The 12,697-nt window shown below is 44.3% G+C and carries 9 protein-coding genes; 2 read left to right on the top strand and 7 right to left on the bottom strand.

The annotated features are described in order from the left end of the window. Nucleotides 1-68: 68 nt before the first annotated feature. Entirely contained in the window at nt 69-1,214 is a 1,146-nt protein-coding gene (locus tag HP548_RS21630) for an epoxide hydrolase family protein (RefSeq protein WP_217504773.1), read from the bottom strand. 25 nt (nt 1,215-1,239) lie between these two features. Then, entirely contained in the window at nt 1,240-1,818 is a 579-nt protein-coding gene (locus tag HP548_RS21625; RefSeq protein WP_175382797.1) for a LysE family translocator, read from the bottom strand. Nucleotides 1,819-1,952: 134 nt separating this feature from the next. On the opposite strand from HP548_RS21625, the gene HP548_RS21620 reads away from it, so the two are divergent. After that, on the top strand, nt 1,953-2,858 hold the full coding sequence (locus tag HP548_RS21620; protein WP_076288506.1) for a LysR family transcriptional regulator: 906 nt from the start codon (nt 1,953-1,955) through the stop codon (nt 2,856-2,858). 85 nt (nt 2,859-2,943) lie between these two features. Here HP548_RS21620 and HP548_RS21615 read toward each other — a convergent pair whose 3' ends face one another. The 3 genes from HP548_RS21615 to HP548_RS21605 all read right to left on the bottom strand — a co-directional run bounded on the left by HP548_RS21615 (nt 2,944) and on the right by HP548_RS21605 (nt 9,174). Continuing rightward, on the bottom strand, nt 2,944-3,738 hold the full coding sequence (locus tag HP548_RS21615; protein ID WP_076288505.1) for an SDR family NAD(P)-dependent oxidoreductase: 795 nt from the start codon (nt 3,736-3,738) through the stop codon (nt 2,944-2,946). A 167-nt stretch (nt 3,739-3,905) separates the two neighbouring features. Beyond that, on the bottom strand, nt 3,906-4,952 hold the full coding sequence (locus tag HP548_RS21610) for an AraC family transcriptional regulator (RefSeq protein ID WP_076288504.1): 1,047 nt from the start codon (nt 4,950-4,952) through the stop codon (nt 3,906-3,908). Between the two features lie 160 nt (nt 4,953-5,112). Then, complete coding sequence (locus HP548_RS21605) at nt 5,113-9,174, bottom strand: S-layer homology domain-containing protein (protein WP_175382796.1); 4,062 nt, start codon at nt 9,172-9,174, stop codon at nt 5,113-5,115. Nucleotides 9,175-9,492: 318 nt separating this feature from the next. Between HP548_RS21605 and HP548_RS21600 the strand changes: the two genes are divergently transcribed. Beyond that, complete coding sequence (locus HP548_RS21600) at nt 9,493-10,275, top strand: MurR/RpiR family transcriptional regulator (protein WP_175382795.1); 783 nt, start codon at nt 9,493-9,495, stop codon at nt 10,273-10,275. A 46-nt stretch (nt 10,276-10,321) separates the two neighbouring features. Here HP548_RS21600 and HP548_RS21595 read toward each other — a convergent pair whose 3' ends face one another. Beyond that, nucleotides 10,322-11,047 (bottom strand): N-acetylmannosamine-6-phosphate 2-epimerase, encoded by a 726-nt coding sequence (locus tag HP548_RS21595; protein ID WP_175382794.1) that lies wholly within the window; start codon nt 11,045-11,047, stop codon nt 10,322-10,324. A gap of 5 nt (nt 11,048-11,052) precedes the next feature. Next, on the bottom strand, nt 11,053-12,627 hold the full coding sequence (gene ptsG / locus HP548_RS21590; RefSeq protein ID WP_175382793.1) for a glucose-specific PTS transporter subunit IIBC: 1,575 nt from the start codon (nt 12,625-12,627) through the stop codon (nt 11,053-11,055). Between the last annotated feature and the right edge of the window lie 70 nt (nt 12,628-12,697).

Raw genomic sequence — 12,697 nt, 5'->3', positions numbered from 1 at the left:
CAACAGGCGACTTTCTGAATGGTTACGTTTTGTTCCCGTTAAAGTCCAGAAAAGGATTGTATGAGAAATTAATTAATGGAATGAATAAAACGATGAAGATGTTCAGCTAATAACTTTGGCTGTTCCATCGCAGCGAAATGCCCCCCTTTATCCGCCTCCTCCCAGTACGTAACATGATACACACGCTCTACCCAGCTTTGTGGAGGCATCGGCAACTCCTTGGGAAATACGGAAACCCCTGTTGGAACAGTAATGCGCTGGCCTTCCGTGAAATGCAGTGGCATTTTGCCACCTTCAGTATAGATTCGCATGGAAGATGCAATCGTATTGGTAAACCAGTATATCGAGATATTCGTGAGGATATGATCAAGTGAAAAGGAACTCTCAATATTTCCTTTACAGTCACTCCACCCCCGAAATTTTTCTAGCATCCAGCTGGCAAGACCTGCCGGGGAATCACTCAGTGCAAAAGCCAAAGTTTCCGGCTTGGTTCTATGAAGGGCGCTATAAGCGCCTTCTCGTTCCGACCATTCCGCTACGGAGTCAAGGTATGTGCGCTCTTCTTTGCTCATCGAAGGTGTATTCTGAGTAAGTGGTGGCCTGTAGCTTCCAGGAATATAATTAAGATGAAGTCCTCTCACCCGCTCAGGGTAGATGAAGGCTAACCACGTTGAGACTCCTGCTCCAATATCCCCTCCCTGTACAAAATACCTTTCATAACCCAGACGATCCATCAGTTTCGCCCAAAGTGTAGCTACATATTTGGAACCTACCCCAGGCTGAGTGGGTTTACTCGAAAATGCGAATCCCGGCAAAGAAGGAATAATCACATCAAATGCGTCTTCAGCCTGTCCACCATATAATGATGGGGTTGTTAGATAAGGAATCAGTTCTAACATTTCTACGAATGATCCTGGCCAACCATGAGTCAGTAGCATCGGCCGTGATGAAACTCCTTCACCTCGAACATGAACAAAATGTATATCGAAACCATCCACGTTCTCAATATATTGCGGGAAACGATTCAGTCTTGCTTCTTGCTCGCGCCAGTTATACTCCGAACTCCAGTAATCCACTAATCGCTTCAAAAAGGAATGATCTGTCCCCAAAGCCCATGGTTCTTCAGAGAATCGAGAGGGCCATCGAACCTGTTTCAATCTGTTAGATAAATCATGTAATTGTTGCTCTGGAATAGCGATCTTGAATGGTTTCATTTCAATTATCCTCCTACGTTTTGAGTTAAATAAAAATACGTATCGCTGAGTATGTCAACAACAGACACATCAGCAATCGAAATGACCTGTCATGGACAGTTAGAAAGGTTTTGAACATGGAGCCAAACCCCGACCATACAAGTAACGACAACCATCCCAGAAGGATCGATAAACTCAAATAAATAACAAGACTCCCGCCAGAAGGTGAAGAAGGCAAAATGAAAGCACTCATCACCGTTAGAAAAAACAATATACTTTTGACATTGATAAGTTGGAGCATAACACCGGATAAAAATGACGATTGCACATCCCTCGAATCCTTTTCCGAGCTTTTATTCCCAATCATAAGCCACACCAGATAAAGCATATATGCTGCACCAGCCCATTTAAAATACGGCCCTACAACTGGCAACCAGTGATATAGGCTTGTTGTAAATACGCCGCTTATGATCCCCAATAAGCCAAACCCCGCTAAAATACCACCATTAAATCTCCATGATCCAATAAAGCCAAATTTCCGTGCCTCATTCATCATCAAGATGTTGCTTGGTCCAGGTGTTATGGAGGTAACGATCACATACGTTAGAAATGCTACAATATTCAAGCTGTACCCCCCAATGAAATCATTTACGATCTGAAGGACTTTATTGTATGATGAATTAAACCCTTAATAAAATCGAAATTATTAAAAGCATTATCATTTTTATCGATACATGTCTCAAGCTAAGGAGAACTTGGATGGAAATTAGACATCTTGTCACATTTCAGACGATTGTCGAGGTTGGAAGCTATACCGGGGCCGCATCCCAATTGGGCTACACACAATCCACGATCACGGCTCATATACAGTCCCTCGAAGAAGAGATTGGCGGGGAGCTTTTCACATACGAAAAAAGACAATTGAAGCTTACACATCTGGGGAGGGAATTAATACCGCTGGCAGAAGATTTGCTGGCAACTCATGATCAGATTAAAAGCATAAGAAGCGAACAGGAAGTTAAAGGTATATTAAGGGTAGCTGCACCAGAGTCTTTAACAATTTCCAGATTAAGTCCGATCATCAAAGAGTATTCATCGAAATATCCTCAAGTTCAATTCATCCTTACCAACGGTACATGTGAGCAAAACCAGGTTGATTTGATAAGTGGGCGTGTAGATGTAGCTTTGATGGTGTACCCAGAGCTGCATCCGGAAAAATGCATTCATTACCAGCTAATCGAGGAAAAAATAGTACTGGTTTCCAGCAATGACGGCCCGGAACATTTTGATGCGTATAAACTGGAGAACAACCCCACCTTTTTTATCACCAACGAAGAAGGATGCAGTTATCGAACCATGTTTGAAAAACATCTTGTAAAACATGATATTCCTCCGTTTCAAACGATGGAGTTATGGAGTATTGAAGCCATCAAACAAACCGTTATGAGTGGACTCGGCTTTTCTTTTTTACCTTACATGACAGTTAAAGAGGACGTGGAACGAGGAAAACTTAAGATTGTGAGTCATTCCGAACAGTTTGACCCCCTTTACTCCCATATGCTGATTAAAAAGAAAAAATGGCTATCTCCAGCCGTTAAAGCTTTCAGTGAGCTTGTTATAAAATCAATCAGTGTATCAGAAAACGAATCGGATTTGATCCATTAAGCTTATAGATATATGGAAACAAAAAAAAGAACCTTGGGCTTCCCTCAAGGTTCTTTACGTTCAGTTGTATAGTGAAAAACAAAGTTTAGAAGATGGTTGGCACCATTCCCCCATCCATACGGATTGGAGAACCTTTGAATGCCGATGCATACGGACTGCACACAAATGTGGCCAATCTGCCTATCTCAACAGGCTTGATAAATCGTTGAATTTCGGATTGAGGCAGGTTTTTGCGCATAAAATCCTTCTCTTTTTCTAAAAAAGTCATCGATTCATCAGGGTAGATGCTCTCTATGATTTGTTGCACATTTTCAGAGAGGGTGGGTCCTGGCATGATTGTATTGACGGTAACTTCTGTTCCTACCGTTAATTTCGATAAACTTTTGGACAACGATAATAACATGGATTTGGTCATACAATACTGAGGCATTTGTCCTGAAGGCATGATGGCTTCTTCACTCGCAATAAAGATCATGCGGCCATAATCATTTTGCAACATTTTAGGCATGTAAAATTTGGACAAAGCATTTGCAGCGAGAACATTCGTACGGAAGTATTTCTCCCAAACCTCATCGCTGATATCTTCATATTGCATCATTTCATAAATTCCCATATTGTTCACTAGGATATCAATTTGGGGGTATTTTTCAAATAAGGCTTCTCTTTGACCAATGTCCACCAGATCAGCTGTAGCTTTTTGAGGTGAGGTAGCGGGAAACTCGGTCTTTATTTCATGAACTGCGCGCTCAACCTCTGCATCATTTCGTCCATTGATGAGCACATTAACCCCTTCTTTGGCAAGTTCAATGGCAATGGCTTTCCCTATCCCTTTCGTCGATCCTGTAACCAAAGCTGTTTTACCGTATAAACCCATATCCATATCAACTACTCCTTATATTTTCTTGTAGCGGCAAGCTGAATCGTTGTCATGTTATAAACAGTCTTGTGCTCCGGATAGGATTTATATTACCTTGTCTACATAGCCGAGTAACTAGCGTGTTGCGCCAAAGTTCTTGCATCACACGCCAAATGATATAAAGCATTCATTTAATGAAGAGTTGATGATTCTGGCGATCCTTCGGATAGCGAATTCGTTCCTAAATATTCCGTACGCCAATTCGTTGGCGTATCCCCTTCCCATGAACGAAAGGCACGGTAGAATGAGTTCTGGTCTTCATATCCAATTAAGAAAGCTACTTCTTTAATGTCCAGTGTAGGGTCTGCCAAGTAGGCTCGTGCCTGCTCATGTCTTGCTTGCGTCAATAGATGCTTGAAACTTGTATTCTCTTCTGTAAGCCGGCGCTGCAAGGTCCGATCGCTCATACCCAATTCCTTGGCAACGACCTGAATGTCGGGGCGACCTCCTGTGAGACTGCGTTTCATAATCCATTTGACCATGTCTGTAATAGAACGACTGCCCTGCTGTTCATTCAGCGATCGGTCCAGGGCGGGAGTAAGGATCTCCAGTAACTCTTCGTTGTATGAAAGAAACGGACGGTCCAAATCTTTACGATGTAAGGTAAGCCGGTTACATGTTGCACCAATCCGGATTGGGCAGCCAAAATAAGTCTCAAGGGTACGAACATCACCCATGGTATGCGAAAATTCGACAAGCCGCGCAGTCAAAGGTTGACCTGTTCCCCGGCGCCCAAGTTCGAGGAGAAATGCCAGTGTGACTCCAACCAGCAATGACGGACCTGGTTGTTCGTTAGACCATTCCAGTTCAATTGAACAATCATCGCCCTCCTCAGTAATACGCAAGCTTTCAGGGGGACAAAGTTGTTTGTAGCGAGCCATTCGTTGTAGTGCATCACGGTAGTCACGTGCGTGGTAGGTCGCTAAGACACTCGGCGGGTATTTCCCTGTTTCAAAGACGGTTGCAAGTTTGATGATTCCTTCGGCAGTGTCACCGACGAGATCGGAATATGCCTGCCAGATCGCAAAATATTGAGCGGTCGTAACAGCTGGTTCAGTTATAATCGTGAGCGGCAGTTGTGCTTTACGAGCTACATCGTGGGCGGCAATCCCTAATTGATGCAAGCCTGTCCAAAACCCTGCCGGGAATTTAATACGCTCAAAGGTGTGGGACTTCATAGATACCCTCCTTCTTGGAGTCTTTGTTGCTTAATGATTCATCCACTGTACAGGGACTCTGATTCTTTTGCAATGTCTCTAATATTTCCCGGTCTCCAGAATAAAACAAGAAACCAATGCGGGAACATTCCGCATTGGTTTCTTGAAATTAGGTTTAGCGTTATTTCGATTGTTCAAGAAGCCCAACAATAAGTGTAACTGCTTCAGCACGGGTAGCTGTCTGCATCGGAGCAAATCGATTGCCACCTACACCGCCCACCAGACCTGCTTCCACGGCAGAAGCTACATAGGATACGGCCCATGCTGGGACATCCTTTGCATCTTTGAAATCCAGTTTCGCATTGGAATTCGTTTGAATTCCGCCAGCGCGTGCAATCATAGTTACCATCTCCGCCCGGCTCAGCGTCTTGCTAGGACCGAACGAGCCATTCTCGTAACCATTGACAATGCCAGCGGATGCAGCTGCTGTAATATAAGGCTTCGCCCATGAAGGAATCTTGTTATCATCCGTATAGTGAATAGTCTCGCTTACGGTATTCAGATTCAAGGCACGGCCCAGCATCGTAATGAACTCGGCACGTGTGACTTTCTGATTCGGACGGAAGGTCTGATCACCATAACCATTGACGAATCCAGCCGTCACGGCTTTATCAATTGCTGATTTTGCCCAGTGTCCGGCTGTATCTTTCAAGGCTGGCGCAGTGCCTCCGTTTCCGTTATTGCCAGATCCAGTATCCGGTTTGTTGCCGGAATCAGTTCCGCTACCACTACCGCTGTTCGAACCATTTCCGGTTGTTGTATCGCCACCGGTTCCTGAAGAACCATTACTGCTGCCGGAACCATTACCTGAACCTGAACCGGAGCCGGGATTCGATGTTCCCGGATTGGACGTTCCTGGTCCCGGATTCGATGGTTCCGTCTTCTTCACGATACCGAATTGATCAACAATGAACGGCGCTGCTCCATTTTGATTTTGGTCAATTTCATACGTTACAGCTGTCAGTTTGCTGCCGTCAATCGTAATGCCCACAAAATTCTGTACCTGACTGCGCATTGGTCGACGGTTGTCATTCGGATCAGGACCATATTTGGCTGCATGATTCTCCTCTGCCAGTTCAAAAAGATTGTAATAAGCATCACCGAGACTTGTGCTCGGATTTTTGTAATACACTTTTGGACCAGCTGTTGCCGGGATCAAATAGATTGTGCCATCCGGATTCACAGAGTACTCGATTTTCTGTCCATTTTGCATCTCCGTGATCATTTCAGGCTGACGCGCTTTCCCCTGCTGATCAATCGGTTTTGTGCGGGCATAGATGTGATCATGTCCCTGGAGTACAAAATCGATGCCAAGCTCCGCCATGATCGGTGCAATCTTGGTACGTACACCGTTTGCTCCCATGATGTCCGAATCCGTTGCGTGATTTGACGTCGTGTACGGCCCTTTGTGAATGTTAACGATTATCCACTGGGATCCATTCTTCTTGGCAGCCTGAACATCTTTCTTCAGCCACTCGACTTGCTCTAATGAGAAGTTGTCATACTCATCCGAATCCTCATTGGAGTTCAACACAACAAAATGCGCATTGCTGTAATTATAAGAATAGTAAGCTCCCGTCTCCGTAGCGGAATTCACCGGTGACTGGATGTTGAAATGATCGATAAACGCATAATTCTTGTCCTCATGGTTCCCTGCGGACGGAACGATGGTTGTATTTAAGAGGCTTTCTTGCGAATGCCCTAGCAGCCAGTTCCACTGTTCCTCTTTCACACCAGTATCCACGATATCCCCGTTATGAACGACAAATTGTGCATCCGGTACTGTAGCCAATGCTTTGGCCAATGTCTCAGAGGATAGAATTGCCTCATCCTCTTCCTTCGCTTGTGTATCCGCCAGATCAATGAAAGTGAATTTGCCTTTCTCCGGTGCTGTACGGAAGGTACCTGTCTCGCTCCATACTTGCTGGGAAGCATCCCCTACACGGAAATAATAAGTTGTATTAGCTTTCAGATCTGTCACTTCTGCTTTGTGCATCAGTTCTGTAGGAGCATTCGCAGCTTTTGCAGAGCGCCCTTGAACCGATTTGGCTTGCGTGAAATCAGGTGTTGCCGCTGTTTTCTCTACAACCTGAAGGTCGCTATTCGTTACTTGATCGGAAGTGTACCACGTGAACCCCTTGCTCTTGGTAGGATCTCCATGGAACGTTACCGTTACCTTGTTTACCTGTTCTGGAACAGGAACTGTATCCGATTCCTTGATAATCCCGAACGTGTCCACGACAAATGGTTCTGCATTCTTATTTTGGTCAATCTCATACGTTACGGCGGACAGCTTGTCTCCGTCAATAGTCAATGAAACGAAGTTCTGAACCTGCCCTCTGGCTGCGCTCGTGGTGTCGCCATATTGCCGTGAGTGGTTTTCTTCCGCACGCTCGAACAAGCTGAAGTACGCTTCACCAAGTTCTGGTTTTACGTTTTTGAAGTATACTTTGGCCCCGGCGGTAGCAGGAATCATATAAATGGTTCCATCCGGTTGGACCGCGTATTCGATACTCTGTCCATTGAAGGTCTCCGTTATTTTGGACACATCTTCAGCGGTACCATCGCTCTTGATCGGCTTCGTCCGTGCATAGATATGGTCATGTCCCTGAAGGACCAGATCAATCCCCAGTTCGTTCATGAGCGGGGCGATTTTTTTTCGTTCCCCGTTTGCACCAATAATGTCGCTATCCGTGGCGTGATTCGATGTCGTATACGGGCCTTTATGAATATTAACGATAATCCACTTGGCTCCTGCGGCTTTTGCTTCCGCTACATCCTGCTTCATCCATGCGACTTGCTCATTCGAGAAGTTGGCGTAGTCCGATGAATCCTCGTTGGAGTTCAATACGATAAAATGAGCTTTGCTGTAATTATACGAATAATATGCGCCTGTTACCGTTGCAGCACCGTCTGGCTGCTTCACATTAAAATGCTCGTAGAACGCATAATTTTTATTCTCATGATTGCCAGCAGATGGTGCAATGGTCGTGTTCATAAGACTGGCTTGCGAATGACCAAGCAGCCAATTCCATTCTTGCTCTGAAGTGCCATTCTCCACAACGTCTCCGTTATGGACGACAAATTCAGCATTTGGAACAGTCGCGAGTGCTTTGGACAGAGTAGAGCCGGACAGGATCGCCTCATCCTCTTCCTTCGCTTGTGTATCCGTCAGGTCAATAAAGGTAAATGCTCCATCAACCGGAGCCGTTTTGAACGTTCCAACCTCACTCCATAGGCCCAGATCCTGATCACCAACACGGAAAGAATAAGAAGTGTCAGGGGAAAGGCCTGTCGCTTCCGCCTTATGCACCATTTCTCCCGGGGAGTTGGAAGCTATGGTTGCATGCCCATTGAAACTCTGGGCCAGACTGAAGTCGACAACGCCTCTTTGGTTCGGCACCACTTGAACAGTGCTCTGTGCAGATGCAAGAGGCGTATACCAAGTGAAGCCTTTGCTACTTGTTGCATCTCCATAGAAGGTAACCGTTACTTTGCTGATATCCAGCGATGGCGCATTAGCCAAGGCTTTAAGCTCCATGTCAAAATACAGGTCAGAGCTGCTGTCGCTCTGTTGATGTACTTCGACCGCAATTTCGTTTGAGCCATCACGTAAATTGGCTTTCATCGGCGCAGTGAGGTCGATATTCTCATACATAACCGGCAAGTCCTTATTTGAGGTTGCTTGAGTAGAGTACACAATCTCTCCATCCGGCATGCCAAAACGAATGACTTCCACACCATTCACATAGATCACTGCACCGTCATCAATACCGAATGTGCCAAGAATTTGCCCGTAACCGTCAATTTGATCTTTGTTAACGGTTAGGTTTGTCCGGAAATAGGTTGTGCGGGGTTTATTTTTTTTGTCCAGACCGTAGCTGACTTCCGTTTTGAGTGATCCAAAATAGGAAGTGCTTACGCCATTACCGTTGTCTTTGTAACCAAATGGAGCCTGTCCTAAATTCCAGGACGAATCATCGTATGAAGCGCGCCATTCCGCTTGTAGATCCTGACCCTGATCGAAATAATGCCAATTGGCATTACGCTCTAACAGCATCTCAGGCTCAGACAATGATGCGGCTTGGGCTGAATTAACTCCCCCAAATCCCGCAAGCCATCCGAATATCAAAGCAATCGATAACAGGATGGATAACATCTTTTTGTAGAGGTGACTGATCATAATTCTCTCCTTTGTATGTATGATTGGTTGGCTTATGTAAATCCAAACAGGCCTAGCATAACAAGGGAAGATCAGCATCCGGTTAGCGGGAAGTAAAACTTATGTAAACTCTTACATTTATTTGACTTATAATATGGACAATGTTTTTAGTTAACATAATAATTAATATGGTTTTCCTCCTATTTGGATCAAAATATACAGACTATTTTTAAAGGTTTGATGAATTGGCTTTTAGGAAGTAGACTAATGAGGATAGACTATACAAAAGTTAACATGTTCTGGGAAAGGGGAATCATAATGTCATCCAGTGTCATTGACATGCTGCAGCTTGAATATCAACGTTTTTCAGCGAAAGAAAAGGAAATAGCTGATTATGTGATGCGTAATAAATCATCCATTAATAATATTAATATTAGGGATTTGGCTGCTTACACCAATGCTTCCATGTCAACCATTACTCGATTTTGTAAAAAAGTAGGTTGTTCTACCTTTGTAGATTTTAAAATTCGACTTAACCGTGAAGTGGATCAACCCCGCAATCAAACGGATTTCTTTATAAGAACACAGCAGATCCACAATGATATCATCAACGCAACCGCAGAAATGCTGGATACAGACAGAATCGAACAAGTGGTCCAGTACATAAAAAAAGCTCGCAGAATCTATGTGTATGGTTTGGGAAGTTCAGGTTTATCTGCTCTGGAGTTCAAATACAGACTAATGCGGATGGATATCGTCATTGATGCGGTGACGGATTCACACATGATGATCATGAGTGCTTCTCTTTTGGGGGAAGATGATCTGGTTATTGGTTTATCCAATTCAGGACGAACCTTAGAAGTCAGTGATGCATTAAATGCTGCCAAAAAAAGAGGAAGCAAAGTTGTTGGAATTACTAATTTTGATCATACCCCCCTCTCCGAAATCTCGGATTTGTGCATTTTCACACCGGATATCGGGCGAACCGGAGATGTGAACTTCATCAACAGCCAGTTGGCCATTATTTACATCCTGGATGTGATTTCACTGCTATTACTTGAGGATGAACATTTACTTAGTGCGCGGCAGCAAACGTTAAAAGCTCTATATTCTGCTGAATAACCAAACAGCCAACTTGATTCGTTGGCTGTTTGTTAACTTCTCTTTTTTATAGGACAGAAGGAGAAGTTTTTTTCAATTTGGCAATTTCAGAGACAAAACGCTCCGTAATTTGTTGAGGACGCGTAATGGCTCCACCAACAACGACACAATAGACTCCAGCTTCCAGACACGTTGCTGCCATCTCCGGGGTCATGATATTCCCTTCCGCAACAACAGGCGTTTGTACGCTAGTTAGAATTTCTTTCAAGGCTGCAAATTGATTATCATACAGTTTAATTCCTGCTGTCTCCTCTGTATATCCGACCAATGTAGAGGAGATCAGGTCAAAACCAAGTCGTTCTGCATTAACGGCTTCCTCTTTCGTTGCAATATCCCCCATTAATAGAAGTTGAGGATGTTTGGTGCGAATTTCATGTACGAATTCATCCAGTGATTTACCGTCCGGCCGTGCACGCAAAGTGGCATCAACCGCAACAATCTCTGCATGGACCTCGGCAAGTTCATCCACTTCCAAGATCGTTGGTGTAATAAATACGGGATTGGTTCCGTAGTTTCTTTTCACAATACCTATGACGGGAAGATCAACCTGTTCTTTGATCTCTTTCACATCTACAGCAGTATTCGCACGAATACCGATCGCTCCCCCCTCTTTTGCCGCGACTGCCATGCGTCCCATAATCAGCGAACTATGAAGTGGCTCGTGCTCCAAAGCCTGACATGATACAACGAGACCACCTTGTAAACCTAAGTTATCTAATTTATCTACATTCATTGCAATTACTCCGTTTCCATAATTTCTTCGATTTCATTTTTGATTACGGTAACCTGAGGGCCATAAATAACCTGCACTCCGTTACCGACAAGTACTACCCCTTTGGCTCCCGTAGCTGTAAGCGCATCCTTTTGAACCTTCTCGATATCCTTCACGGATACACGAAGCCGTGTTGCACAGCAATCCAATTCGTTAATATTGTCTGCACCGCCAAGTCCATTCAGAATAGCGATGGAGCGTTCTTCACCTTTCGTTGATGCGGGTGTAATAGACTGCTGACTTTGCGTTTTGGCGTCTGGCTCTGATATTACCTCTTCCTCACGTCCCGAAGTTTTTAAATTGAGCTTCACGATTAAGATTCGGAAGGTGAAGTAATAAAGGAAGAACCAGACCACACCGATGATGGGAACGATAATCCAGTTCGTTTTGGCATTACCCTGAAGTATCCCGAATAAGATAAAGTCGATTAATCCACCTGAAAAAGTCTGACCGATTGTAATCTCAAAAATATGTGAAAGCATAAATGCCAATCCATCAAATACGGCGTGAATGACATACAGGATTGGAGCAACAAACAGGAATGAGAATTCCAAAGGCTCCGTAATTCCTGTCAAGAACGAAGTGAGTGCCGCAGACAACATCAATCCGCCAACTACTTTTTTACGTTCAGGCTTGGCCGTATGATAAATAGCGAGTGCCGCACCGAGCAAACCAAACATCATCGTGATAAAACGTCCTGACATAAATCGGGATGTACCCGAGAAAAACTTCTCGGTTGCAGGGTCTCCCAGTTGAGCAAAGAAAATATTCTGTGTTCCTTCGTAAACTTTTCCCGCAACCTCCATTGTTCCTCCAACTCCCGTCTGCCAGAAAGGCAGATAAAAGATGTGGTGCAACCCAAGTGGACCCAGCATCCGTAAAATAAATCCGTATAACAGTGTTCCGATATACCCAGTTCTATCGACCAAACCTCCAAGCTGCGTTATGCCGAGCTGGATGGTTGGCCAGATCAAGAACAAAGCAATACCAATAAAGATGGCCGCAAAAGATGAAACGATAGGAATGAAACGTGAACCTCCAAAGAACCCTAAGAATTGAGGAAGTTCTATTTTGTTGTACCGATTATGAAGCCATGCGGTAACCAACCCGACAACAATCCCTCCGAGTACACCAGTTTGCAAGGTTTGGATTCCAAGTACCATACCTTGACCAGCACTAGCCAAATGATCCGCGGCAAGTTTACCCGAATTGACCAGCATCGCATTGATCGATGCATTCATGACCAGATAGGCAAGTCCAGCTGCCAATCCTGCTGTACCTTTGTCCGCTCTAGCGAGTCCAACAGCCACACCAATAGCAAAGATTAATGCCAAATTATCAAACACAATACTTCCTGCACTGCTCATCACCGTAAACACTTGCTGCAACCATGTGATCTGCAAAAATGGGTACGAGTTAATCGTATTGGCGTTGGACAAAGCCCCTCCAATCCCCAGTAATAGACCCGCCGCTGGTAAAACAGCAATAGGAAGCATAAACGATTTACCAAACTTCTGAGCCTTCTCAAAATATTGCTTCACAGTGATATCCACCTCTCTAAAACTATTTTCATTTACATAATAATTATGAAAATGGTTTTCTTCAATACAA

This window comes from Paenibacillus taichungensis (assembly GCF_013359905.1).
GTDB lineage: Bacteria > Bacillota > Bacilli > Paenibacillales > Paenibacillaceae > Paenibacillus > Paenibacillus taichungensis.
This window is presented reverse-complemented; position numbering and strand designations above follow the sequence as displayed.

Coding starts and splice junctions, on each gene's coding strand:
- HP548_RS21630 (WP_217504773.1), bottom strand. CDS start 1,214: ATGAAACCATTCAAGATCGCTATTCCAGAGCAACAATTACATGATTTA.
- HP548_RS21620 (WP_076288506.1), top strand. CDS start 1,953: ATGGAAATTAGACATCTTGTCACATTTCAGACGATTGTCGAGGTTGGA.
- HP548_RS21615 (WP_076288505.1), bottom strand. CDS start 3,738: ATGGATATGGGTTTATACGGTAAAACAGCTTTGGTTACAGGATCGACG.
- HP548_RS21610 (WP_076288504.1), bottom strand. CDS start 4,952: ATGAAGTCCCACACCTTTGAGCGTATTAAATTCCCGGCAGGGTTTTGG.
- HP548_RS21605 (WP_175382796.1), bottom strand. CDS start 9,174: ATGATCAGTCACCTCTACAAAAAGATGTTATCCATCCTGTTATCGATT.
- HP548_RS21600 (WP_175382795.1), top strand. CDS start 9,493: ATGCTGCAGCTTGAATATCAACGTTTTTCAGCGAAAGAAAAGGAAATA.
- HP548_RS21595 (WP_175382794.1), bottom strand. CDS start 11,047: ATGAATGTAGATAAATTAGATAACTTAGGTTTACAAGGTGGTCTCGTT.